Genomic DNA, 23,892 nt, shown 5'->3' with positions numbered 1-23,892 from the left:
GCCCTAGGAGCGCAGCTGTTTCGTAGCGATTGTCAGCAGCTTGTCGACGCCAGCCCCTTCCCGTGTGCCCCTGTTCGCGGCGGGGCTGGCCGCGTTCTGCGTCTATTTCGCGATGTACGCCTTTCGCAAACCGGTCATGGCGGTCGCCTTCGCCGATCAGGCGCCGCTGTGGCAGTTGCTGGATTACAAGGCGACGCTGATCCTGGCGCAGGCGGTCGGCTATGCCCTGTCGAAGATGGTCGGGGTGAAGGTGGTCGCCGAGCACCGCGCCGACCGGCGGGCGCGGCTGATCCTGTCGCTGATCGGTGCGGCGTGGCTCGCGCTGCTGGGCTTTGCGCTGCTACCCGCCTGGGCCGGGCCGCTATGCCTGTTCCTCAACGGCCTGCCGCTCGGCATGATCTGGGGCCTCGTCTTTCGCTATCTGGAGGGGCGGCGCGTGTCGGAAATGCTGGCGGCGATGCTGACCGCCAGCTTCATCCTGTCGTCGGGCGCGACCCGGACGGCGGGAGCGCTGCTCGTCCAGCACGGGCTGTCACCCTTCTGGATGCCGGCAGTGACGGGGCTGGTGTTCGCGCCGGTCCTCGTCGCCGCGCTGGCGGTGCTGGCGCGGACCCCGCCGCCCGATGCCGCCGATCGTGCGGCGCGCGGGACGCGCGTGGCGATGGATGGCCCGGCACGCCGCGCCTATGTCCGCGCGCACGCCCTGCCGCTTGCGCTGCTGATCCTCGGCTATACGCTGCTGACCGGCCTGCGCGACTTTCGCGACAATTTCGCCGCCGAAATCTGGGGCGATCTCGGCAACGGCGCGCCGGCGGCGATGTTTTCGATCACCGAAGTGCCGGTAACGATCGTGGTGCTGATCGGCATGGCGATGCTGGCGACGATCCGCAGCAATCTGCGCGCGCTGCTGGCGATCCATGGCGCGATCCTGTTCGGCGCGCTGGCACTGGGCGGCGCGACGCTCCTGTTCCGGCTCGGCTGGATCGGGCCGGTCGCGTGGACGGTGTGGATCGGCATCGGCATCTACAGCGCCTATGCCCCGTTCAGCGCGGTGCTGTTCGACCGGATGATGGCGCTGGGCAAGTCGCCGGGCAATGCCGGCTTCCTGATCTATCTCGCCGATTCGTTCGGCTATGCCGGCAGCGTCGCGCTGATGCTGTTGCGTGAGTTGGCCGACAATCGCGCGCCGTGGCTCGGTTTCTTCACCAGCGCGACGCTGACGACCGCCCTGATGCTGGGCGGCGGGGCGACCGTGTCGGGTCTGTGGTTCTGGCGACGATTTTCGCTGCACAAATGATGATATTGCGTTGATGTGACAGATCACTCCGCCAATTATTCACGTTACTCCGCAAATATCATCAAATGTCACACACGCGTCATCAATTCCCGCCAAAGGCGCGTCCGGGGTCGGACAACGGCCGGGACAAGGCGGCACGCCCGCCAAGGGAGACATCATGAAGTTCATCACGGGTGCGGCGATCCTGGCGATCGCGGCGGGGACGACGCACGCCCATGCGCAGACGGCTCCGGCCGATGCGGCGACGGCCGAAGTGTCGGGGGGCACGCAGGACGAGGCACGCAGCGGCGGCGAGATCGTCGTGACCGGCCGCGCGACGACCTTCGCCAACACGCAGGTGACCGAGCCGATGCTCGACCGCCAGTCGGCCCTGACCAGCGTCAACGACGTCATCAAGGAACTGCCCGGCGTGTTCGTGGCGGAAGGCGACGCGTTCGGTTCGTCCGACTGGGCGACCTCGATCAGCATCCGCGGCTTCAGCTCGGGCGGCGGCGGCCAGCAGATCGGCTCGACCATCGACGGCCTGCCCAATGGCGGTTCGGGCTATGGTGGCGGATCGCGGGCCAACCGCTATCTCGACGTGCTGAACCTGAAGACGGTGACCGTGTCGCAGGGCACCGCCGACATCTCGTCGCGCTCGAACGAGGCGCTGGGCGCCACGCTCGACTATGTCACCACCGACCCGACGCGCGACACCCGCTATCGCTTCACGCTGGCCGGCGGCGATTTCGGCGCGCGCAAGATTTATGGCCGGGTCGATACCGGCCAGTTCGCCGGCGACACCCGCGCCTTTGTCAGCGCCTCGACCAGCCGGGTGAAGGACTGGATCGGCGGATCGGGCGAGACGCGCCGCGATCATGTCGATGCGAAGATCGTGAGCCATATCGACCGGGTGAAGCTGACCGGCTGGGTCAGCTATGACGATGCCGACGAAGCGGAATTCGGGTCGGTCAGCCCCGAAATGTTCGCCAACGATCCGAACCACGATGCCTATACCGACAACTGGACCGGCATTCCGTACATCGACCAGGGCTATCGCTCGACCTCGCGCGCGCTGCGCCGCAATTTCTTCACCTATCTGCGTGGCGAGACCGATCTGGGCGAAGTGAAGCTGTCGGGTGCGGGCTATTATCACCGCATGCGCGGGCGCGGCGATTTCGCACCGCCCTATCTGGTCGATGTCCGCAACGACGGCGCCGGCAACCCGGAAAGCGAGTTCACCGGCAGCCAGCCGACCGTGATCGGCGGCGGCAATCTCGGCCGCTATTATTTCGTGGACCCGACCGGTGCGAAGGCGACCTTCCTCACCGGCTGCACCGGCACGGCGGCGATCCCGGCGGTCTATGCGCCCCGCTGCTACGCGGTAGGGTCGACCCCGGTCATGTCGTACCGCCACACCCATTATGAAAACGACCGTGGCGGCCTGACCGCCGATGCGGCGTGGACGCATGATTTCGGCGCGTTCCAGAACACGCTGCGCGGCGGCCTGTGGTGGGAACGCGGCCGTGCCAACCAGCTGCGCGACTGGCACAAGATCACCAACGCGCTGGTCGGCCCGGCGTTCGACGGCAAGCCCTATTACCAGCAGTTCAGCACCGACTACGACCTCGACGAGATCATGTATTATGTCGAGGACGCGGTGACCTATGGCCCGCTCACCGCGCGGTTCGGGGTGAAGCAGTTCTTCCTCGACCAGCGGCGCGCCGAATTGCTGAACGGCCGTGCCGTGACCGAGCTGAATTCGAACAGCCGCCCGCTGATCTCGACCGGCATCGTCTATCATGCGCCGATCGACGGGCTGGAGGCGTTCGCCGGCTATTCGCAGAACTTCGCCGCGATCGGCAACGGGCCGCTCGGCGAACCGCGCGAGGTGATCGCCCGCATCAAGCCCGAAACCGCGAACAACATCGAAATCGGCGCGCGCTATTCGACGCCGCGGGTCAAGGCGTCGTTGACCGCCTATGACATCAAGTTCAACAACCGCATCCAGTCGATCTCGGCGAACCTCGTCACCGGCATCGATTATCTGGAGGAGCAGGACAGCGTCTATCTGAACGTCGGCGGGATCAAGAGCCGCGGGATCGAGGCGGCGCTTGCGTACCGGGTGACGCAGGGGCTGACCCTGTCGGGCAACTATACCTACAACCACGCGACCTATATCGGCACCGGCAATGCCGCGCAGGACGCCGATATCGGCGTGACGCCGGGGCGGCAGGTCATCAATAGCCCCCGCAACATGTGGGTCGCGGCGGCCGACTATGCCCGCGGCGTGTTCAAGGTCGGCGCAGCCGCCAAGTTCGTCGGCGACCGCTTCATCGGCAGCGACGGCGATGCGACCGCGCCCAGCTTCACCACGGTCGACGCCTATGCCGGCATCGACCTGGGCGAGGTCAATGCGGTGATGAAGGGCATGTCGCTGACGGTGCAGGCGACCAACCTTGCCGACCGGCGCTACCTGGCCGGCGCGGACGGCGGGTCGGCGTTCCTCGGCACGCCGCGCACGGTCACGGCGGCGCTGACGTTCGACTTCTGACCTACCGGTCATCCCCGCGCAGGCGGGGATCCGTTGCCGCCGACGTTTCGCATTGCGCCGCTACGTCAGCGTCCATGGGTCCCCGCCTGCACGGGGACGACGACAAGCTATCGAGTACCCTTATGGTCGACCTGTCACGCCGCACCCTCCTGTCCACCGGTGCCGCTCTTGTCGGGGCGGCGGCGTTGCCCGCGTCGATCGCCCGTGCCGCCGCGATCGCGCCCGACCGGCGCACGGGCACCATCGCCGACGTCCAGCATGTCGTGATCTTGTGCCAGGAAAATCGCGGCTTCGACCATTATTTCGGCACGTTGCGCGGGGTGCGCGGGTTCGGCGACCGCTTCCCGATCCCGACGCCCGGCGGCACTGTCTGGCAACAGAGCGACCGCACCGCGCCGGGCGGTCCGCGCGTCACCAGCCCCTTCCATCTCGATACCCGCCGTCAGTTCGAACTGATGCGGATGGAGGGCACGCCGCACGCCTGGCCCGATGCACAGCGGGCATGGGACCAAGGCCGCATGGCGCATTGGCCCGAGGCCAAGCACCCGCGCGCGATGGGGCATTACGCCCGCGCCGACATCCCCTTCCAGTTCGCGCTGGCCGAGGCGTTCACGATCTGCGACGCCTATCATTGCGCGACGCAGACCGGGACCAACACCAACCGGCTGGTGCTGTGGACCGGCACCAACGACCCCGCCGGCACCCATGGCGGCCCGGCGATCGGCAATTCGCACGACAATTTCGTCGATCAGGGCGGCGCCCCCGATCCCTATCGCTGGACCACCACGGTCGAGCGGATGCAGGCGGCCGGCATCGACTGGCGCATCTATCAGGACATGGCGGATAACTTCACCGACAATCCGCTGGCCGGCTTCGCGGCGTTTCGCGAGGCGCATGCCGGGCGCGGCGATGCTGAGCTGAAGGACCGGGCGCTGACCACGCGTGGCCCCGAGCAGTTGAAGGCCGACGTGCTCGCCGGCCACCTGCCACAAGTGTCCTATGTCATCGCCACCGCCGCCGGGTCCGAACATCCCGGCCCCTCCAGCCCGGCACAGGGCGCGGACTATGTCGCAAGCATCCTCGACGCGCTGACCGCCGACCCGAAGGTCTGGGCGCGCACCGTGCTGCTGGTGATGTTCGACGAGAATGACGGCTTTTTCGACCACGTTCCGCCCCCCGCCCCGCCGTCGCGCGGGACGGACGGCAAGCTGCTCGGCGGATCGACCGTCGATCTGGCCGGCGCCTATCACGACATGCCGAGCATCGGCGACAAGGACATCGACCTGTCGGAGTATCGCAGTCGCCCCTATGGCCTCGGCCCGCGCGTGCCGCTCTATGTCGTATCGCCGTGGAGCCGGGGCGGCTGGGTTAATTCGCAGACCTTCGACCACACCTCGGTCATCCGCTTCCTCGAAACGCGCTTCGGGTTTCACGAACCCAATATCGCGCCGTGGCGGCGGGCGATCTGCGGCGACCTGACCAGCGCGTTCGACTTTGCGGCAAGCGACACCGCCGCGCCGCGCCTGCCCGATCCGGGCGCGGACGCGCGGCGCGCCGCCGCACTGAAAGGACAGGTCGATCCCCCCGCCCCGCCCGCCGCCGCGCCATGGCAGGAACCGGGCGTCCGCCGCTCGCGCGCGCTGCCCTATCGCCTGGAGGCGACCGAGCGCGTCGCCGATACCGGCCTGACCCTGCGCTTCGCCGCCGATGGCGCGGGCGCCGTGTTCCACGTCTACGACCGGCACGCGCTTGACCACCCGCCGCGTCGCTACGTCGTGGGGGCAGGCAGCCGGATCGAGGGGCATTGGCCGTTCGACGCGGACGGTCGGTACGACCTGTGGGTGCTGGGGCCGAACGGCTTCCACCGCCATTTCGTCGGCACGCGGGGCGACACGGTGCCGCCGGTCGCCTGGACGGTCGGCGACGCCGGCCTTGCCGTCATCACGCCGGGCACCGGGTTGCGCCTGCGTCGCCTCACCCCCGGCGGCGGCGCGACCGAGGAAGCGCTTGGCACGGGCCGCCACCGCTGGTCGCTCGAACAGGCGCTCGGCTGGTATGACCTGACGCTGACCCATGCGGACCATCCCGCGTGGCGCCGCCGCATCACCGGGCGCCACGACCGTGCGGGAAAAGCGAGCGTCAGCGATCCCTTTGTCGAAAGCCTGTCGTAATGCTCCTGTTCGCGCTGATGTTCGCCGCCGCAACGCCATGGCCCGCCCCGGTCCAGGCCGAACTCGACCGCGCCGTCGCCGCCGCCCGGCCCGGCGACTATGCCGTGTTCGACGCCGACGGGACGCTGTGGAGCAGCGATATCGAGGAAGCGGGCATCGCCTTCTTCGAACAGCAGGGCTGGCTGTCGGTCGACCGCCTGCCGCCGGAGTTGCGCCCCATGCCCCTCGATCCGGGCGAAAGCCTCTACGGTTATTATCGGCGGCTGTGCGATTTCGATGCGAAGCTGTGCCTGCCGTGGAGCGCGCAGGTCTTTGCCGGGCAACCGCTGGGCGTTCTGAAACAGCGCTTCGATGCTCTCCTCGCCCATCGTGGCGGCATTCCGGTCCGCTATGTCCGCGACGGGCGACAGGTGGACGAGACGATCGAAGCCCCCCGCATCTATGCCGCACAACGCGCGCTGATCGCGGCGCTGAAGGCACGTGGCGTCGCGGTCTATATCGTCAGCGCGTCGCAGGAAGAGGTCGTGCGCATGGTCGCGTCCGACCCGCGCTACGGCCTGTCGATCCCGCCCGAACGGGTGATCGGCACGACCATGCTGCTGCGCGATGCCGCCGGCCAGATCTCGACCGCGCGGCGCGACATTGCGCAGGGGACGGCGGCCCGCCCCGGCTATTGGTCCGCCCGCGCCGCGCTCACGCCGATGACGACGCTCTGGACCCCGCTCCCGTGGCAGGAGGGCAAGGTCGCCGCGATCATGGCCTGTATCGACCCGGTCCGCCGCCCGATGCTGGTCGCCGGCGACAGCGGCAGCGACTGGGCGATGCTGTTTCATTCGGGTGGCGTGCGGCTGTGGATGGACCATGACGCGCCGACCACCCGGCGGTTGCGCGCCATGCGCGACGCACGCGGCGGCGAGGGCAAGGACCGCTGGATCGATGTCGACCGGCGCGCGCTGGCGCCGGTCGACTGACCTCACGCGACCGCGGGTCGGCGCAGCGTCGCCACGATCCGGTCGACGACCGCCAGCACCAGCAGCGACGCCCCGAACAGCGGCAGGAACACGCCCGCCACGGCCAGCAGCGTGATCGCCCCGCGCAGCCGTGCCCCGCTGACCGGCGGTGGCGTGGCCAGCCTGCCCCTGGGGCGCCGGCGCCACCACATCGTCACGCCGCTGACCACCAGCAGGATGATGGCGATGCATGGCAGCAGCATCAGCAGCTGGTTGGGCAGCCCGAAATAACGGCCCATATGGATCTGCGCGCCCAGCTCGACCGCCTTCGCCCCGATGCCGTAGCGGTTCCAGCCATTCTCCCACAACAATCGCCCCGACCAGCGGTCATATTGCAGCGTGCGCTGTCCCTCGGGATGCCGGGGGGTGACCATCACGGTGTAGATGCCGGTCGGGCCGGACGGCAGGTACAGGCGATAGCCCCCGGTGATCCCCGCCGCCTGTGCCTTCGCGGCGATCGCGTCGGCGCCGGCGACCGCCGCATCGTCCGCGTCGGCGTGATGCCCGCCGCCGCCATGCTCGGCATGGGCGGGGTCGGATGCCGTCATCGGAGCGGTCTCCTGACTCCACGGCACGCCACCCAGCGTCGCCATCGGCGTGCTGCGTGGCGAGACACGGTCGAAGCGGGCAGCCTCGTTACCGATGCCCATCGCGGTGAACGCGCCGCGCACCAGCGGCCCCTGCACCACCGCCCAGGGGAGCCCGGTCAGCAGCAGGAACGCGATCAGCGCGACGCTCCACACCCCCGTCACCGCATGCAGGTCACGCCAGAACACGCGGCCCCGCGCCCGCAGCCGCGGCCACAACACGCCCGCCATCGACCGCCGCCCGCGCGGCCACCACAGGAACAGCCCCGACGCGATCAGCATCAGCGCCCAGCACGCCGCCAGCTCCACCACCGCATCGCCCCATGGCCCGAAGGTCAGCGACCCGTGCATGACGTCGGCGAACCCGACCAGCGTATGGGCGTAGACATAGCTGCCCAGCACCCGTCCCGATGCCGGGTCGACCATCACCTGTCGCGGCTCGCCGCTTGCGGCATCGATCCACACCTTTGCCGGACGGGTCGGCGCCTCGGGCAGGTCGATCCGCGTCGGCACGCCAGGGACCGCCGTCACCGCCGCCGCGATCATCCGCGACGGCGGGAGCGGACGAGCGACCGGCGCGACGATCTGCAGATCGGGCATCAGCGCATCGTTCAGCTCGTCCTTGAACAGATAGATCGTGCCCGTGATGCTCAGGATCAGCAGGAACGGTGCGACGATCAGCCCGGCATAGAAATGCCAGCGCCAGATCGTGCGATAAAGGCGCGGATCGCTCATCGCCGGCCTCCCGGTGGGCGATGGAGCGGTCCATAGGGCCGGCGCGTTCGCCGCGACGCGACCGGCGCACGGCAAGATGGGGCCGCAGACGCGGCCGTGTGAGGTGGCATGACAGGGTGTTCCTGATGATCGCTGGGAGCCTGCGCACGACCGAAAGCGGCGTGCGGCACTCCGTCCAGACAGCAGCGCGACAGCCCCGCCGCCAGCAGCGACGAGGCCAACCGCACCGGACGATGTCAGGCGATCACAGGCGGCCCGCGCAACGGCGGCCGCAGCCGGGCGGGCCGTATCGTCGGCAGCGCAACGACGATCTGCAACCCCAGCGCCAGGACGAAGGCGATGGCCCCCGCCAACACCACCGGGTCCGCCCCCGCCAGCGACAGCGCGGTCAATCCGGCAAAGGCGCAGGGTTGTGGCTTGTTGTCGTGTTGGGGGGTGTCGGGTTTGCTGTGGCCGCCGTGCTGTACGGCCGTCATCTCATGATAGGCCATGGCGGCGGGGTGGGCCATCGTTACAGCTGGACTGCTGCCGGGGCACAGCGCGATAACAACGCGCCCCTCGACCAGCATGGGCATGAACCCCGCTGGCACGATCGCCTTCATCGCTAACGCGATGGCGATTGCCAGCAGCGCCGCTGCCTTATGGGTCAGGATCAGGCGTCGGAGGATTGCCACCGCGTTCTTCTACCGGAGGCGGAAGCGCTTGTCATTTGCGTTGCTGCCCCGCCACCACCCCCTTGCCCTTGCTCCGGGCAATCCCCAAAGCAGGCGCCATGGCACAGGAATCTCCACTCGACCGGTTTCGCGACGTCCTGCGCGGCACCTCGCGCGCGCTTGCCGAGGAGCCGGAAGTGGAACTGGGCTTTACCGCCGACGCGCCGGTCGCATCAGGCAAGCATATCAAGGTGCCTATGCCCGCGCGCGCGCTGCCCGCCGATCAGGTGGCGGAGGCCCGGGGCCTGGCCGACGGGTTTGCGCTGAAGATGCGCTATCACGACACCGCGCTTCACGCCCGCGCGGCGCCGGGCGATGCGGTGGCGCGCGCGGTGTTCGATGCGGTCGAACAGGCGCGGGTCGATGCGATCGGGTCGGCGGGCTATGACGGGATCGCCGACAATCTGGATCAGGCGCTGGCGATGCGGATGCGCTCCGACCCGATCACCCGCGCACGCACCCGCGCCGAAGTGCCGCTGTCGACCGCCGTACAGCTGATGGTGCGCGAACGGCTGACCGGTCGGATGCCGCCCGCCGCGGCGATCCCCGCCATGGCGCTGATCACCGACTGGATCGAGGAACGTGCCGGCGCCCAGCTCGACGCATTGTCCGCGCTGGCTGGCGATCAGGCGGCGTTCGGGCGCGGCATCACCCGCATCCTGCAGGACCTCGAGCTGGTCGAGGGCGAGGTCGAGCCCGAACAGGCCGATGACGGCGGCGACGATTCCGAAGGCGAGGACGAGGAAACCCCGCAGGACGACGGCGAGGACGAAGGCGAACAGCAGGGCGGCGAAGGGCAGGTCGAGGCGCGCGGCGAGGACCGCAGCGACGACGAGCAGTCCGATGGCCAGTCGGACGACATGTCCGAGGATGTCGATGCGCAGGGCGACGACATGGCCGATGGCGAGGACGAGGGCGGCATGATGCCCGTGCGCCCCAACCGCCCCTTTGCCGACCTCAACACCCAGTTCGACTATCGCGCCTTCACCACCAAGTTCGACGAAGTGATCGCCGCGACCGAACTGTGCGAGGCCGACGAGCTGGAGCGGCTGCGTGCCTATCTCGACCAGCAGCTGGTGCAGTTGCAGGGGGTGGTGACGAAGCTCGCCAACCGGTTGCAGCGCCGGTTGATGGCGCAACAGTCGCGGTCATGGGACTTCGACCAGGAAGAAGGGCTGCTCGACGCCGCGCGGCTGGCCCGCGTGGTCATCAATCCGGCGCAGTCGTTGAGCTACAAGATCGAGCGCGATACCGAGTTTCGCGATACCGTCGTCACGCTGCTGATCGACAATTCGGGGTCGATGCGCGGCCGCCCGATCGGCATCGCGGCGATCAGCGCCGACATCCTCGCCCGCACGCTGGAACGCGTCGGGGTGAAGGTCGAGATTCTCGGCTTTACCACCCGCGCGTGGAAGGGCGGACAGAGCCGCGAGGCGTGGCTCGCCGCCGGTCGCCCGCCCCAGCCCGGTCGGCTGAACGACATCCGCCACATCGTCTACAAACAGGCCGACGAGCCGTGGCGGCGGGCGAAGAAGTCGCTTGGGTTGATGATGCGAGAAGGGTTGCTGAAGGAAAATATCGACGGCGAGGCGCTGCTGTGGGCGCATGGCCGGCTGATCGCGCGGCCCGAGGATCGCAAGGTGCTGATGGTGATCTCGGACGGTGCGCCGGTCGACGATTCCACCCTGTCGGTCAATTCGGGCAGCTATCTGGAGCGGCACCTGCGGCAGGTGATCGCCTATATCGAGGGCAAGTCGCCGGTCGAGTTGGTCGCGATCGGCATCGGTCATGACGTGACCCGCTGGTACAATCGCGCGGTCACGATCATGGACGCCGAGCAGCTGGCCGGCACGATGATCGAGCAGCTGGCGTCGCTGTTCGACAGCGAATGAAGCCGGTCGCGCCGCCGGGCGGCTTTCGCGGGCCGGTGAAGCGGTCGATCACCATCGCCGGGCACGCGACCTCGATCAGCCTCGAACCCGGTTTCTGGACGGCGCTGGAGGATGCCGCGGCACGGCGGTCGCTGCCGTTGTCGGCGCTGGTGGCGGCGATCGATGCGGTTCGGATCGAGGGGGACGATCCGCCCAATTTGGCCAGTGCGATCCGGTCTTGGTTGCTGGGCGAGGTTGGTGCGCGGTAAGTCGTTTTCACGCGAAGGCGGGGAGACGCGAAGAAAAAGAAGAAATGGGTTCGCGCAGAGACGCGGAGGCGCAGAGCGGGTTCGTACCCGGCAGGCGCACGCGACCGGGAGACGACATCTTTCGCTGCAACGACGAGTGAGGCCGCTATCGCGGAAAACCTGTCCGCGCCCGCAACCTCTCTGCGCCTCCGCGTCTCTGCGCGAAATCTATCTCCTTCTTCGCGTCTCCGCGCCTTCGCGTGAACCCGACCTTCTACGACTGCTCGGGCAGCACCGGCGACACCGTAACCTCGCCCCGGTCCCCGGCCCGATACCCCAGACTCGCCCGCCCCTTCACCGGCCCGGCCACGTCCGCCACCAGATAGAGCGGCCGCCGCTTCGATTCGACGTACAGCCGCCCCAGATATTCGCCGATCATCCCCAGTACGAACATCTGCACCGCGCCCAGGAACACCACGACCAGCATCGTCGACGTCCATCCCTGCACCGCGCTGCCCGACAACCAGCCGATCGCGATATAGGCAAACAGCAGCAGCGACAGCCCGGTCAGCACCAGCCCCATATGGCTGGCGAGGCGGAGCGGCGCGGTGGAGAAACCAGTCACCGCGTCGAGGGCGAAGCGGATCATCTTGCCCAGCGGATATTTGCTCTCGCCCGCCAGCCGTTCGTCGCGGTCATAGGGGAACGGCACCTGCCGGAACCCGACCCACGCCACCATGCCGCGAATGAAGCGCGCCTGTTCGGGCAGGCTCAGCAGTGCGTCGAGCGCCCGCCGGCTCATCAGCCGGAAATCGCCGGTGTCGAGCGGGATCGGGGTATCGGTCACCCGGTCGAGCACGCGGTAGAAGCCGGCGGCGGTCAGCTTCTTGAAGAAGGTCTCGCCCTCGCGCTTGCGCCGGACGGCATAGACGACATCGGCGCCTTCCGATTCCATCGTCGCGAGCATGTCCGCCAGCAATTCGGGCGGGTCTTGCAGATCGGCATCGATGATGAGGATGCGCTCGCCCGCGCACAGGTCGAGCCCCGCGGTCAGCGCCAGTTGATGCCCGTGGTTGCGCGACAGGTTGATCGCCACCAGCCGCGGATCGGACGCCGCCAGCCGCTCCATCACCGCCCAGCTCTGGTCACGCGATCCGTCGTTCACCAGCACGATTTCATGATCGTCGCCGACCACCGCGCGCGCCGCCGCCGAAATGCGGGTGTGCAGCACGTCGAGGCAGGCGGCCTCGTTGTAACAGGGAACGACGATGGACAGGGCAGGACGGATCATGGGCGCTGGCGTTACCCCAAGCTGCGCGACAGGAAAAGCCGGATGGCGCGGATGGTGCCGCGACGATAGGATGCGCGTAGATGAAGGAGAATGCCGATGCGTGTGATCCTGCCGATCCTCCTGCTTGCGATCGCCGCACCCGCCAGCGCGCAAATCTGGGACGGGGGCCGTTCCGCCGTGCGCGAAATGCCGGCAGCGCCCAGCGCCTCGTTCGATCGCGACCTGAACGACGCGAACCGCTCGATCCGCGACGGACGGCGGCGTGGCGACCTCAGCCGGGCGGAAGCGCGTACCCTGCGCGCCGAAAGTGCGATGATCGGACGCCTTGCGAAGCAGGCGCGAGCCGGCGGCCCGGCCTGGGCGAACACCACGGCGCTCGACGAACGGGCCCGCGCATTCGGCGCACAGGTCGCGGCAGCACGCGCCCGGCGCCGCTGAACCGCGCTTGAAATGTAGGATTTCGCCCGCCAGCGTCCCCGCGCGATGAACAGGATAGGGGTAGGGCGATGATCGAGGCGGCGGTCGGGGAAGGCGGCGTGAACCGCGCGGGCGATGTGCGCGCGGTGCAATGGCTGCTGCTGCGCATCGGGATCGATCCGGGCGGGATCGACGGCATCGCCGGTCCGCGCCTGATCGCCGCGATCCGTAGTGCACAGGATCGCTTCGGGATCGACGCCGATGGCCGGGTCGATCCCGGCGGCGCCACCCTCGCCCGCCTGCGCGCCGCCCCGGCGCACTGGGACGGCGACAGCAGCAACTGGCCGCAGGAGCGCAAGCTCGCCAGCCTCCACCCCCGCTTCCGCCCGCGCGTCGTCGCGGTCATCGCCCGGTTGCGCACCGAGCGGTTCCGCCCGGTCGTCGTCTATGGCTGGCGGTCGGTCGAGGTCCAACAGCGCCTGTTCCGTGCCGGGTCCAGCAAGGTGCGCTTCAGCTTCCACAATGCCCAGACGCCGGAAGGCATTCCCGCCGCCTGGGCCGCCGATCTGGTCGACGAACGCTGGTATTGGCGCGAACCCGACGCCCATGTCTTTTTCCGCGCGCTGGGCAAGGCGGCGAAGGCGGAGGGGCTGGTCTGGGGCGGCGACTGGAAATTCCGCGACTGGGCCCATGTTCAGGGGCGGCCCAATGGCGATCTGGCCGCGGTTCGTCGCGAAAGCGGTGCATGACGCCCGCCCCTTACCGCTTGTTTACCGCCACGCCCTAGAATCGCGCGCGATGCCGACCACCGTTCCGTCCGGCGCGCAAGGCGCGCCCCCATGGACCGCGCGCCCGCTTGCCGGGCGGGGGCCGATGGTCGATGCGGTCCGCGCCATGCTGCTGGTCTGCGCCGTGGTCGGCGGTGGCGCGGCATTGGGGCTGATCACCCGCCACGCTTTCTCCGTCGCCTTCTGGCCGGCCAATGCGATCCTCGTCGGTACCATGGTGCGCGCGCCGCATCTGCACCGCCCGGCCGGCTGGTTCGGTGCCGGCGCCGGTTTCGTCCTCGCCGACCTGCTCTTCGGCCAGAGCCCTGCGCTCAGCGGCTGGTTCGCTGCCGCCAATGTGTCGGGGACCTTCGTCGCGGTACTGGCGCTGCGCCGCCTCGCGTCGCGCGACCTGCGCTTGCGGCGGGTCCATTCGGTAATGCGCATTTCGGTCGGCCTGCTGCCCGGCAGCCTCGTCGCCGCGCTGACCGGCGCGGTGATGGTCGTCGTGCAGTTCCACGGATCGCCGACCCAGACGGTGATGACCTGGACCGCCAGCGAGATCGCCAACTACCTGATCTTCCTGCCCGCGATGCTCACCGTGCAGCCGCCCTGGCGGCGCGAACGGCGCGTCGCGACCGCCGCCGCGGCCAAGCCGCTCTGGCCGCTGCTCCTGCTCGCCGTCTCCTGCGTCCTTGCCGTCTATTTCGACGGACCCGGCAGCATCATGTTCCCGATGCCCGCGCTGCTGCTGTGCGCGATGACCTATTCGGTGTCGACCGCCGCGCTCGTCACCATGGCGCTGGGCAGCGGGTGCATGATCACCATCGGCCTGGGGATGGTCGATATCGGACAGGACCTGTCGATCCCGCGCATGGTCGTGTCGATCCGCATCGCCGTCGCGTTCCTCGCGCTCGTGCCGCTCACGATCAGCAGCGCGATGGCGGTGCGCGACGACCTGATGGCGCAGTTGCAGCAGGCTGCCGACCATGACGGGCTGACCGGGCTGCTCAACCGCCGGGCGTTCGAACACCGGCTCCACCGCCGGCTGGAGGCGAGCGCCAACGATGGCGGGCTGACGCTGCTCTGGCTCGATCTCGACCATTTCAAATCGATCAACGACCGCCATGGCCATCCGGCGGGCGACGCGGTGCTGCGAGCGGTGGCCACCGCCATCGAGGGTTGCTGCCGCGAAGACGATCTGTGCGCCCGGCTGGGCGGCGAGGAATTCGCGCTCGCGCTCGTCGCACCCGATGCGCAGGCGGGCGCGCTCATCGCCGAACGGCTGCGCAGCACCATCGCCGCGCTGCGCATCGACGGACACGGCACCGCGATCCGCGTGACCGCCAGCATCGGCGCCCATCATCTCGACCATTGGCCGGTCGATCCGCCGGCGCTGCTGCGCGGGCTGGACGAGGCGCTGTACCGCGCCAAGCATGGCGGGCGGAACCGGATCGAATGGCTCGATGCCGACCTAACCCGACAGGCGGCCTAACGCCCACGTGGCCGCTTCGGCCACCACCGGATCGGGATCGCTACACGCCGCACGCACCGGGCCGATCAACGCCGCATCCCCGCTATTCCCCGCCGCGATCAGCGCGTTGCGCACCATCCGGTTACGCCCGATCCGCTTGATCGGCGACCCGCGAAAGACCTCCCGAAACCCGGCATCGTCCAGCGCGATCAGATCGGCGAGGCGCGGTGCCGCCAGTTCGGCGCGCGCCGCGAACGCCCGGTTCGCCGCTGCCGCCGCCGCGAACTTGTTCCACGGACACACCGCCAGGCAATCGTCGCAGCCATAGATGCGATTGCCGATCCCTTCGCGCAGCTCGTGCGGGATCGGCCCGGCATGTTCGATCGTCAGGTACGAGACGCAGCGCCGCGCATCCAAGCGATAGGGCGCGGGAAACGCATCGGTCGGGCACGCCCGCTGGCACGCATCGCACGACCCGCACGTATCGCGTCCCGCCCGGTCCGGCGTCAGGTCCAGCGTGGTGTATATCGCGCCCAGGAACAGCCAGCTGCCATGGGTCCGGCTGACCAGATTGGTATGCTTGCCCTGCCACCCCAGCCCCGCCGCCTCGGCAAGCGGCTTCTCCATCACCGGCGCGGTATCGACGAACACCTTCAGATCGCAGCCCGACTCCTGCGCCAGCCAGCGGCCAAGGGCCTTCAGCGCCTTCTTGACCACATCATGATAGTCGCCGCCCTGCGCATAGACCGAGATGCGCCCCCGGTCTCCCACACCCGCCAGCGCCAGCGGATCGGTGGCGGGGGCATAGCTCATGCCGAGCGCGATGACCGAGCGCACCTCGCTCCACAATCCGGCGGGCGATCCGCGCTGTTGGCTACGCTCCTCCATCCAGATCATCGACCCGTGACGTCCCTCGTCCAGCCATTGCCGCAGCCGTTCGGCGGTGCCCGGCGCGGCATCGGCGCGGGCGATGCCGCAGGCGACGAACCCGCATTCGGCCGCCTTGACCCGGATACGGTCAACAATATCGCTCGGGATGGCCTTGTCTTGGATCACTTCCCCCCGCTACGCTTTTCCATGCGCACGCTAAAGAGCGTCGTTGGAGGGGATAGCGGTTGCGCGACGATCATCTTGCCCGGAATGACCTGGCCCTGCACGCGACCGGGCTGGTCAAGCGGTTCGGCGACCGGCGGGTCGTCGACGGCATCGACCTGTCGGTGCCGACCGGCGCAGTGTACGGCGTGCTCGGCCCCAATGGCGCGGGCAAGACGACGACGCTGCGCATGTTGCTCGGCATCATCGAACCCGACGAAGGATCGCGCACGCTGCTGGGCTGCCGCTCCCCGCGCGACGCGTCCGATCGGGTCGGCTATCTGCCCGAGGAACGCGGCCTCTATCCCGGCATGAAGGCGCGCGAGGCGATCGCCTTCATGGGCGCGCTGCGTGGGCTGGACTGGTCGGCCGGGCGCAAGCGGGCGGCGGCGATGCTCGAACAGGCCGGCCTCGGCCATGCGGTCGATTCGAAGATCCGCAAGCTGTCCAAGGGCATGGCGCAGTTCGTCCAGCTGCTCGGCAGCGTCGTGCACCAGCCCGATTTTCTTGTCCTCGACGAACCCTTTTCCGGTCTCGACCCGGTCAACCAGGAACGGCTGGAAGCGCTGATCCGCGCCGAGCGCGACCGGGGCGCGACCATCCTGTTTTCCACGCACGTCATGGCCCATGCCGAACGGCTGTGCGACCGGCTATGCGTCATCGCCGGCGGCCGTCGCCGGTTCGAGGGGACTGTCGACGACGCCCGCGCGCTGCTGCCGATGAAGGCGCATTACGTGCCGCACCACCCCGCACCGGGCATCGCCGCGCTGCTGCCCGCCGATGCGCAGGAGGATCGCGGCGGCTGGCGCTTCACGCTGCCGGCGGACGGCATAGAGGGGATGCTGGTGCGGCTGATCGACGCGGGCTACGGCATTTCGGGCCTCTCGATAGAACGGCCCGGGCTGCACGACGCGTTCGTCCGCATCGTCGGCGACGCCGCGCGGGGGGAAGCGGCATGAGCGACACCGCCAAGCTGATCCGCCAGACCATGACCATCGCCCGCCGCGATTTTGCCGCGACGGTGATGACGCCGATGTTCCTCCTCTTCCTGCTCGCCCCGTTGCTGTTCGCCGGGTTCGGCGCGATGGGCAGCCTCGGCGCGATGACCGTGGGTCAGGGCGCGGAGGGCAAGGAAAAGCTCTACGCCATCGCCACGCCGGAGGATGCCGCGCGGCTGCGCGCCGCCGATGCGCTGATCCGCCCGGCGATTGCCCGCGAACGCGGCTTGCCGCCGCTGGCGACCGTCGCGCCCGCCGCCGATCCTGCCGCACAGGCGCGCGCCTTGCTGTCCGATCCCGACGTCGACGTGCCCTCGGTCCTCTATGGCCCGCTCGAGGCACCGCAGCTGATCCACGCCAATATCACGTCGACCACCGCGAGATATCTGGCGGCGATCGCGGAACAGGCGGTGCGTGACCGGCGTGCCGGCCTGTCCGGAGCGCCGCTGTCGCAACCGACCTTCACCCGCGTCGAACGCGACAGCACGTCGCTCGGCGGCAAGAGCGCAGCGGGCACCTTCGCCGTCGTCACCCTGTTCGTCGTCACGCTGATGCTGGCGGGACAGGCGGTCGGCACCATGGCGGAGGAACGCTCGAACAAGGTGATCGAGGTCCTGGCTGCCGCCGTGCCGCTGGAATCGGTGTTCCTCGGCAAGCTGATCGGCATGTTCGGCGTGGCGATCCTGTTCCTCGCCTTCTGGGCGGCGGTCGGGGCGAATATCGGCGCGCTGCTGCCGCCCGAATTCGCCGCAGGCCTGTCGGGCATCGCGCCCGCGATCGGCTTTCCCGGGTTCGTGCTGCTGTACATCCTCTATTTCACGCTCGCCTATATGCTGCTCGGATCGGTGTTCCTGACCGTCGGCGCGCAGGCATCGACCCCGCGCGAGATCCAGATGCTGTCGCTACCGATCACCATCTTCCAGATGGCGATGTTCGCCTTCGCGCTGGCCGCGATCGGACGGCCCGGCACCTGGATCGCGACGGCAGCCGAGCTGTTCCCGTTCAGCAGCCCCTTCGCCATGGCCGGCCGCGCCGCGACCAGCGCCGACATCTGGCCGCATGTCGCCGCCCTTGCATGGCAACTGCTATGGGTCGCGATCACGATCAGTCTGGGCGCGCGCCTGTTCCGGCATGGCGTGCTGCAATCGGCAGGTCCGAAGTTCAAATGGTTCCGGCGGGGCTGAGCGCTTGCCATTCGCCCGACGCCTGATCGCCCTGGCGGTTCTGCCGCTGACGCTTGGAGCAGCGCCCGCCGATCTCACCGGCACATGGCGGGCGGAAGGCTATGGCCAGCTCCTGACGGTAACGGCCGGACGCCCGGCGCTCTACCATGTCGCCGGCCCCTATTGTTACCCTGACCCCGATACGGATGCCGGGCAGACGATCGTCGATCAGGACGCGACGATGCTCGATCCCGACCAAGTCGCGTTTTCGGAAGGCCAGGGCCAGACGCGCTATGTGTACCGGCGGATCGCCGCCCTGCCCGCCGCCTGCTGGACCGCGCGCTCTTGGTCCAGCAGCGACATCGCCAGCCTCGTCGCGGCGACTTTCGCCGACCTCTACCCCCGGACACCCCCACGCAAGCGCCACCGTCGACAGCTCGCAAAGCGGCTTTCCGCGATCCCGACCGACAGCACCCCCGCAACGCTGTACGACCGATTGGCAGCGGCACTCGATCCGCTGGACGACGCGCACGTCTCGCTGTCGGCAACGATCGACGGCGAAGACCGAAGCATGGAGAGCGGCGAGGCGCCGACGCTGCGTGCCGCCCGGCTTGACCCGGCGCTCGGCGCCGATCCCGCCGCCCGCGAGCGCGCGTGGAACGACCGCTATCGCACCGGCATCACCGCCCTGCTGGACGGCGGCGGCCATCTCGTCGCGCGTCGCCGCATCCTGTGGGGGCGGATCGGCCGAATCGGCTATATCAACATCCTGACCATGGGCGGGTTCGCCGAACAGGGGCAGGGCGAACTGGCCGCGCTGGACGCCGCACTCGATGCGGCACTGACCGATTTCCGCGACCTGCCCGGCGTCATCGTCGACGTCAGCAACAATCGCGGCGGTTATGACAGCGTCAGTCTGCGGATCGCCGGACGATTCGCCAGCCGCCCGACCCTCGGCTTTGCCAAGGCCCCGGTCGGAACGAATAGATGGCAGCCGTTCCGCGTCGAACCGTCGTCGCGGATGCGCTACGCCGGCCGGGTGACGCTGCTGACCAGCGACATTACCGTCAGCGCAGGCGAAACCTTCACCCTCGCGATGCGCGCGCTGCCCCATGTCCGGCATGTCGGCGGCCGGACCCGCGGCGCGCTGTCCGACCAACTGGTGAAGCCGCTACCGAACGGCTGGAGCCTGACGCTCCCCGCCGAAGCCTATCGCGCTGCCGACGGGAAATTCTACGAAGGCACCGGCATTCCGCCGGCCCGCGCCCTATCCCCGTTCCTGCCCGACCATGCCAGCGTCGTCGCCCGCCTCGCCTCGGCGATGACGGACGCTACTTGGTCACCAAGGTAACGATCGACAGCCCCGGCGGCATCGGCAAGCGCCCCAGCAGATGCCGTTCCAGCCGGAAGATCGCCTCGAACGCCTTGTTCAGCGGCTTGGGCGGCGGCGAGTCGTCGCTGTCGTCCTTGCCGGTCAGCTTGCCCGCGACCCGCGCCGCGACGGCGGCGGGAAACAGCAGCGAGTTGAAATAGCGCAGGCCGTTATGCTTCAGGCCCGCATCGGCAATCGCCTTGGCCAGCGTCGCCTTCGAATAGCGGCGATGATGATGGTTCACCACGTCGTGTGCGCTCCACATCCACTGGTGCGCCGGGACGGTGACCAGGATCTTGCCGCCGGGTGCCAACCGCTCGGCCATGCCGCGAAACGTCGCGACATCGTCCTCGATATGCTCGACGACGTCGAGGACCGCGATCATGTCATAGGTGCCAGTCACCCCCGCCAGCGTCGGCAGCGGCGCGGTGCCGACCGGCTTGCCCAGCCGCTCGCTGGCGATGGCGCGCGCCGCCGGATCGATCTCGATCGCGTCGACCTCGCCGAACGCCCCCAGCATCGGCAAATTGTGCCCGGTGCCGCAACCGATCTCGAGGATGCGCGAGCCCGGCTTCAACCCGGCATAGCGCTCGACATAGTCGGCCAGGATTTCGCGCCGCGCGCGATACCACCAATGCGTCGAGTCGTGCGCCGCCATGCGGTCATAAACGATGCGGTCCATCTTATCCGAATACCCATGAACGGTTGAGCGCGAAGGTGGCGAAGGGCGTGACCAGCACGGCGGGGACCAGCGGGCTCCAGTCGGGCAACCCGCCCAGATCGACCATGCCGAAGGTGAAGAGGCCGTTCAGCACCATGCCGAACCCCTGCACAAGCACGAACTTGATCGGCTGTTCGGCACCCTCGGTCCGCGTGCCATGGCCCTGAAAGCTCCAGCGGCCGTGCGCGAACCAGCCGAAGGTCGCCGCGACCACGAAGGCCGGGATCACCGCGACGAACGCATAGCCGGTCGGCAGGACATGATAGACCAGCGGCAGATACACCGCCGAATAGACCGCCGTCGCCAACAGTCCGACGATGCCGAAGCGGATCAACTGCCCCAGCACCCCATCCGCCATCAACCGTTCGATCCGCGCGATCACCCGCGTGCCACCCTTGTCCTTTGCGCGCCATCCGATACAGCGCGCCTGTTGCCACCATGGCAGGACAGCCGCCGTAGAATGCGTGGCGGCTTGGGGAAAGCGATTTTGACCGACACGCCCGCGCGCCTCACCGAACTCGACCGTCACTGGCGGCGCTGGCTGCTGCTCGCCTGGGTGGTGATCGCCGCGTGGTTCCTGTGGCAACGCTGGAACGCAGTCCATTGGCTGGCCCTGTCCGACACCGACGACAATATGCGCCTGATGCAGGTGCGTGCGTGGCTGGGCGGTCAGGGCTGGTACGACCTGCGCCAATACCGGCTGAACCCGCCGGGGGGATTGGACATCCACTGGTCGCGCCTGGTCGACCTGCCGATCGCGGGGCTGATCCTGTTGCTCAAGCCCTTTGCCGGGCCGGTCTGGGCAGAAAAGCTCGCGGTCGGCATCGCGCCGCTCTTGCCGATGGGCGTGGCGATGGCGGCGCTGGCGGTGACGGTGCGGCGGCTGGTGTCGCCGGTGGCATGGCCGTTCGCGATCCTGTTCCTGCTCGGCTGTTCGTCGACGCTGCTGATGTTCATGCCCGAACGCATCGACCATCATGGTTGGCAGCTCGCCTGCCTCGCCTGGACGGTCGCCGGCCTTGCCGATCCGAAACAGGCGCGCGGCGGCATGGTCGTCGGCCTGTCCTCGGCGCTATCGCTGACCATCGGGCTCGAACTCCTGCCCTATTGCGCGATGGCCGGTGCGATCGTCGCCCTGCGCTGGGTCTGGGAGCGGGCGGAGGCACGCCGCTTGACCGTCTATGGCGCGACGCTGGCGGGGGCGAGCGCGATCGGTTTCGTCGCCTTCGCCTCCAACGCCAATTACGCGATGCGCTGCGACGCGCTGACCCCGGTGTGGCTGTCGGCGGTGGTCGCGGGTGGCGCGCTGCTGGTGCTGCTGGCATGGATCGCGCCCGAAAACCGCCTCGTCCGTCTCGCGCTGGCGCTGGTCGCCGGCGGCGCGCTGGCCGGCGCCTTTGCCGCGCTGTTCCCGCAATGCCTGCAACGTCCCGAAGGCGTGTCGGAGGAGCTGGCCCGCACCTGGCTGAACAATGTGCGCGAGGCCAAGCCGCTCTATTCGATGCCCGGCCGCACCATTCTGCCGATCGTCACCGGACCGATCATCGGCCTCCTCGGCACCATCTTCGCCACGTGGCGCGCACGCCGGTCGCCGACGCTCGTGCCATGGGCGGCGATCACGCTGTTCACCGCCTTCGCCGTCGCGATGCTGTTCTGGCAGATCCGCGCCGGCCCGGCGGCACAGCTGCTGGCGGTGCCCGGCGCGGTCGCCCTCGCCTGGGTGCTGCTGCCATGGCTGCTGTCGCGCAATAGTGCGATCGTGCGGGTACTCGGCAGCGTCGCGGCGGTGCTGGTGCTGGGCAGCTTCGCGGTCGATCCGGTGGTGCGTGCACTCTCCAGCCTGCCCGCCGCCGGTGTCGGCAAGAGCGTGCGCATCAAGCCGCAGGACGCCCGCACCAAGCAGGTGCTCCGCGCGGGCGCCCGCTGCGCCAGCCTGCCCGCGCTACAGGCGCTGAACCGGATTCCGGCGGCGGTAATGTTCACCCATGTCGATCTCGGGCCCCGCCTGATCGTCGCGACGCATCATGACGGCATCACCGGCCCGTACCATCGCAACGGCGACGCGATCCTCGACGTGCATCACGCGTTCCAGGGCGATCCGGACAATTTCCGCACCATCGCCCGGCGGCATGGCGCGACCTATCTGCTGACCTGCCCCAACATGGCGGAGACGACCGTTTACCGCGCCCGCTCGCCCGGCGGCTTCTACGACCTGCTGGCGCATGGCAAGGTGCCGGGATGGCTGACCCCGGTGCCGCTGCCCAAGGGGTCGCCGCTCAAGCTGTGGCGGATCGACTATCGATGATCCCGCCCGCCGTTATCGAGTATTGGCAACAGGCGTTCGGCAGCGGCCGATGCGTATTCGACGACGGCCGGGTTTCGCTGCGCAGCGACGAGTCGCTCGGCGAAACCTATGTCATGATCCTGACGCGGCGCGACGGGACGGCGGCGGTCGCCATCGCCCCGGCGCTTGCCCGGCGCACCGGCCTGTCCGACACGACGCCGATGCGGATCGCCGCGATCCGGGCGAGGCTGTCGGAGCATGGCATACGCCTGCACGATCCCGATCACCTCTTCTATCGTGTGCCCTCACCGGGACGTTCGTCGGGGCAGCACACCGTCCGCCGGCTCGGCCCCGGCGACCGCCACGCGTTCGAGCAATTTCGCGACGCAGCCTCGGCGCAGGACATGGACGCAGCATGGGTCGAATTCGACCATCCAGTCGTGTTCGGCGGGTTCGACGGCGACCGGATCGTTTGCGCCGCCAGCATGTTGCGCTGGCACGAAAGCCCGCTCGGCGATCTCGGCGTGCTGACCCTGCCGGAGGCGCGCGGTCGCGGTCTGGGCCGCGCGGTCGTCGGCGCGATCGCCGACCATGCCGTCGAGTCGGGGCTGGAACCGCAATATCGCTGTCAGACCGACAATCTCGCCTCGATCGCCCTCGCCCGATCGGCCGGGTTCGAATCGCTCGGCGAATGGGAAGTCATCCGCACGCCGCACGACTGAACGCAAAACGCCCGCCCCTTTTCAGGGACGGGCGTCGCGACCCGGGAAGGTCGTCGCGCTTAGCGGGCGGCAACCACCGCGGCGCTCGGCAGCGGCTTGGCGATGCGGAAGCGGACCGCGCGGCCGCCGACGTCGCCGGTCACGGTGCGGTCGCGCACCACCAGGCGGAACGGTTCGCCGGTCGTCTTGACGGTGCCCGAGAGGACGGTCTCGCCCTTGTCGGTGACGCTGCGATTATAGTCGAACTTGTACCCGTCGCGCTCGATCTCGTTGGCCGAGGCGAGGGTCGGGATCAACATGCCCGCAGCGACGAGGGCAACGCGAAAGGCGGCGGCGGCGGCAAAGCTGCGCATGGGTCTGTCTCCGGTCGGTTGAAGGTTCGACGCTCGGGCGTCGTTCGTTGACCGGAGATATGATTGGTGCAGC

21 protein-coding genes are annotated in these 23,892 nt (G+C 68.9%); 14 read left to right on the top strand and 7 right to left on the bottom strand.

The features are described 5' to 3' along the window. Positions 1 to 64 precede the first annotated feature (64 nt). The 4 genes from CA237_RS10685 to CA237_RS10670 all read left to right on the top strand — a co-directional run bounded on the left by CA237_RS10685 (position 65) and on the right by CA237_RS10670 (position 6,972). Entirely contained in the window at positions 65 to 1,297 is a 1,233-nt protein-coding gene (locus tag CA237_RS10685) for a DUF5690 family protein (RefSeq protein ID WP_206432970.1), read from the top strand. A 157-nt stretch (positions 1,298 to 1,454) separates the two neighbouring features. After that, positions 1,455 to 3,830, top strand: coding sequence for a TonB-dependent receptor (locus tag CA237_RS10680; RefSeq protein ID WP_126014034.1), 2,376 nt, complete (start codon positions 1,455 to 1,457; stop codon positions 3,828 to 3,830). A 122-nt stretch (positions 3,831 to 3,952) separates the two neighbouring features. Then, on the top strand, positions 3,953 to 6,001 hold the full coding sequence (locus tag CA237_RS10675) for a phospholipase C, phosphocholine-specific (protein WP_126014031.1): 2,049 nt from the start codon (positions 3,953 to 3,955) through the stop codon (positions 5,999 to 6,001). Further along, a complete protein-coding gene (locus CA237_RS10670; RefSeq protein WP_066693868.1) occupies positions 6,001 to 6,972 on the top strand; it encodes an HAD family hydrolase in 972 nt (323 codons plus the stop codon). Before CA237_RS10675 ends, CA237_RS10670 begins: the two co-directional genes overlap by 1 nt. 2 nt (positions 6,973 to 6,974) lie before the next feature. Here the strand turns inward: CA237_RS10670 and CA237_RS10665 are convergent, their stop codons facing one another. Together CA237_RS10665 and CA237_RS10660 are read right to left on the bottom strand one after the other, a co-directional pair. Next, positions 6,975 to 8,333, bottom strand: coding sequence for a PepSY domain-containing protein (locus CA237_RS10665; RefSeq protein ID WP_126014029.1), 1,359 nt, complete (start codon positions 8,331 to 8,333; stop codon positions 6,975 to 6,977). A gap of 236 nt (positions 8,334 to 8,569) precedes the next feature. Further along, a complete protein-coding gene (locus CA237_RS10660) occupies positions 8,570 to 9,007 on the bottom strand; it encodes a hypothetical protein (RefSeq protein WP_066693871.1) in 438 nt (145 codons plus the stop codon). Positions 9,008 to 9,105: 98 nt separating this feature from the next. Between CA237_RS10660 and cobT the strand changes: the two genes are divergently transcribed. Next, entirely contained in the window at positions 9,106 to 10,938 is a 1,833-nt protein-coding gene (cobT, locus tag CA237_RS10655) for a cobaltochelatase subunit CobT (protein WP_126014027.1), read from the top strand. Continuing rightward, positions 10,935 to 11,186, top strand: coding sequence for a ribbon-helix-helix domain-containing protein (locus CA237_RS10650; protein ID WP_126014025.1), 252 nt, complete (start codon positions 10,935 to 10,937; stop codon positions 11,184 to 11,186). Before cobT ends, CA237_RS10650 begins: the two co-directional genes overlap by 4 nt. A gap of 253 nt (positions 11,187 to 11,439) precedes the next feature. On the opposite strand, the gene CA237_RS10645 is transcribed toward CA237_RS10650, so the two are convergent. After that, positions 11,440 to 12,456, bottom strand: coding sequence for a glycosyltransferase family 2 protein (locus tag CA237_RS10645; RefSeq protein WP_126014023.1), 1,017 nt, complete (start codon positions 12,454 to 12,456; stop codon positions 11,440 to 11,442). 96 nt (positions 12,457 to 12,552) lie between these two features. Here CA237_RS10645 and CA237_RS10640 point away from each other — a divergent pair, with 96 nt between their 5' ends. From CA237_RS10640 to CA237_RS10630, 3 genes are all read left to right on the top strand, one after another. After that, positions 12,553 to 12,894, top strand: coding sequence for a hypothetical protein (locus CA237_RS10640; RefSeq protein ID WP_126014021.1), 342 nt, complete (start codon positions 12,553 to 12,555; stop codon positions 12,892 to 12,894). Between the two features lie 68 nt (positions 12,895 to 12,962). Beyond that, a complete protein-coding gene (locus CA237_RS10635) occupies positions 12,963 to 13,622 on the top strand; it encodes a peptidoglycan-binding protein (RefSeq protein WP_126014019.1) in 660 nt (219 codons plus the stop codon). 49 nt (positions 13,623 to 13,671) lie between these two features. After that, a complete protein-coding gene (locus tag CA237_RS10630) occupies positions 13,672 to 15,135 on the top strand; it encodes a GGDEF domain-containing protein (protein WP_164523863.1) in 1,464 nt (487 codons plus the stop codon). Here CA237_RS10630 and queG read toward each other — a convergent pair. Continuing rightward, the gene (gene queG, locus CA237_RS10625) at positions 15,115 to 16,170 is read right to left on the bottom strand and encodes a tRNA epoxyqueuosine(34) reductase QueG (RefSeq protein WP_126014015.1); all 1,056 of its coding nucleotides are present in this window, start codon (positions 16,168 to 16,170) and stop codon (positions 15,115 to 15,117) included. The two genes, CA237_RS10630 and queG, sit on opposite strands and share 21 nt — an antisense overlap. 59 nt (positions 16,171 to 16,229) lie before the next feature. Between queG and CA237_RS10620 the strand changes: the two genes are divergently transcribed. The 3 genes from CA237_RS10620 to CA237_RS10610 are packed head-to-tail and all read left to right on the top strand — an operon-like array spanning position 16,230 to position 19,718. Next, positions 16,230 to 17,165 (top strand): ATP-binding cassette domain-containing protein, encoded by a 936-nt coding sequence (locus CA237_RS10620; protein ID WP_066693894.1) that lies wholly within the window; start codon positions 16,230 to 16,232, stop codon positions 17,163 to 17,165. Further along, positions 17,162 to 18,388 (top strand): ABC transporter permease, encoded by a 1,227-nt coding sequence (locus CA237_RS10615; protein WP_066693897.1) that lies wholly within the window; start codon positions 17,162 to 17,164, stop codon positions 18,386 to 18,388. Before CA237_RS10620 ends, CA237_RS10615 begins: the two co-directional genes overlap by 4 nt. A gap of 4 nt (positions 18,389 to 18,392) precedes the next feature. Further along, positions 18,393 to 19,718: a S41 family peptidase gene (locus CA237_RS10610; protein ID WP_066693898.1), complete on the top strand. Its 1,326-nt coding sequence runs from the start codon at positions 18,393 to 18,395 to the stop codon at positions 19,716 to 19,718. Here CA237_RS10610 and CA237_RS10605 read toward each other — a convergent pair. After that, positions 19,699 to 20,421, bottom strand: coding sequence for a class I SAM-dependent methyltransferase (locus CA237_RS10605; protein ID WP_066693899.1), 723 nt, complete (start codon positions 20,419 to 20,421; stop codon positions 19,699 to 19,701). The two genes, CA237_RS10610 and CA237_RS10605, sit on opposite strands and share 20 nt — an antisense overlap. 1 nt (position 20,422) lies before the next feature. Further along, positions 20,423 to 20,842: a GtrA family protein gene (locus CA237_RS10600; protein WP_232308060.1), complete on the bottom strand. Its 420-nt coding sequence runs from the start codon at positions 20,840 to 20,842 to the stop codon at positions 20,423 to 20,425. Between the two features lie 105 nt (positions 20,843 to 20,947). Here CA237_RS10600 and CA237_RS10595 point away from each other — a divergent pair, with 105 nt between their 5' ends. Both CA237_RS10595 and CA237_RS10590 read left to right on the top strand, forming a co-directional pair. Then, positions 20,948 to 22,765, top strand: coding sequence for an AcrB/AcrD/AcrF family protein (locus CA237_RS10595; RefSeq protein WP_232308061.1), 1,818 nt, complete (start codon positions 20,948 to 20,950; stop codon positions 22,763 to 22,765). Next, the gene (locus CA237_RS10590) at positions 22,762 to 23,466 is read left to right on the top strand and encodes a GNAT family N-acetyltransferase (protein WP_066693903.1); all 705 of its coding nucleotides are present in this window, start codon (positions 22,762 to 22,764) and stop codon (positions 23,464 to 23,466) included. Before CA237_RS10595 ends, CA237_RS10590 begins: the two co-directional genes overlap by 4 nt. A 59-nt stretch (positions 23,467 to 23,525) precedes the next feature. Here the strand turns inward: CA237_RS10590 and CA237_RS10585 are convergent, their stop codons facing one another. Continuing rightward, entirely contained in the window at positions 23,526 to 23,819 is a 294-nt protein-coding gene (locus CA237_RS10585; RefSeq protein WP_066693904.1) for a hypothetical protein, read from the bottom strand. Positions 23,820 to 23,892: the final 73 nt, after the last annotated feature.

The organism is Sphingomonas sp. ABOLH (genome assembly GCF_003951715.1).
In the GTDB taxonomy this organism is placed as follows: Bacteria; Pseudomonadota; Alphaproteobacteria; order Sphingomonadales; family Sphingomonadaceae; genus Sphingomonas; species Sphingomonas hankookensis_A.
Note: the sequence above shows the minus strand (reverse complement) of the source record. Positions and strands in the feature narration are given on the sequence as shown.

Bases quoted from the DNA above. Each gene is read 5' to 3' on its own strand.
- CA237_RS10680 (WP_126014034.1), top strand. From the start codon at position 1,455: ATGAAGTTCATCACGGGTGCGGCGATCCTGGCGATCGCGGCGGGGACG.
- CA237_RS10675 (WP_126014031.1), top strand. From the start codon at position 3,953: ATGGTCGACCTGTCACGCCGCACCCTCCTGTCCACCGGTGCCGCTCTT.
- CA237_RS10670 (WP_066693868.1), top strand. From the start codon at position 6,001: ATGCTCCTGTTCGCGCTGATGTTCGCCGCCGCAACGCCATGGCCCGCC.
- CA237_RS10665 (WP_126014029.1), bottom strand. From the start codon at position 8,333: ATGAGCGATCCGCGCCTTTATCGCACGATCTGGCGCTGGCATTTCTAT.
- cobT (WP_126014027.1), top strand. From the start codon at position 9,106: ATGGCACAGGAATCTCCACTCGACCGGTTTCGCGACGTCCTGCGCGGC.
- CA237_RS10650 (WP_126014025.1), top strand. From the start codon at position 10,935: ATGAAGCCGGTCGCGCCGCCGGGCGGCTTTCGCGGGCCGGTGAAGCGG.
- CA237_RS10645 (WP_126014023.1), bottom strand. From the start codon at position 12,456: ATGATCCGTCCTGCCCTGTCCATCGTCGTTCCCTGTTACAACGAGGCC.
- CA237_RS10640 (WP_126014021.1), top strand. From the start codon at position 12,553: ATGCGTGTGATCCTGCCGATCCTCCTGCTTGCGATCGCCGCACCCGCC.
- CA237_RS10635 (WP_126014019.1), top strand. From the start codon at position 12,963: ATGATCGAGGCGGCGGTCGGGGAAGGCGGCGTGAACCGCGCGGGCGAT.
- CA237_RS10630 (WP_164523863.1), top strand. From the start codon at position 13,672: ATGCCGACCACCGTTCCGTCCGGCGCGCAAGGCGCGCCCCCATGGACC.
- CA237_RS10615 (WP_066693897.1), top strand. From the start codon at position 17,162: ATGAGCGACACCGCCAAGCTGATCCGCCAGACCATGACCATCGCCCGC.
- CA237_RS10605 (WP_066693899.1), bottom strand. From the start codon at position 20,421: ATGGACCGCATCGTTTATGACCGCATGGCGGCGCACGACTCGACGCAT.
- CA237_RS10590 (WP_066693903.1), top strand. From the start codon at position 22,762: ATGATCCCGCCCGCCGTTATCGAGTATTGGCAACAGGCGTTCGGCAGC.
- CA237_RS10585 (WP_066693904.1), bottom strand. From the start codon at position 23,819: ATGCGCAGCTTTGCCGCCGCCGCCGCCTTTCGCGTTGCCCTCGTCGCT.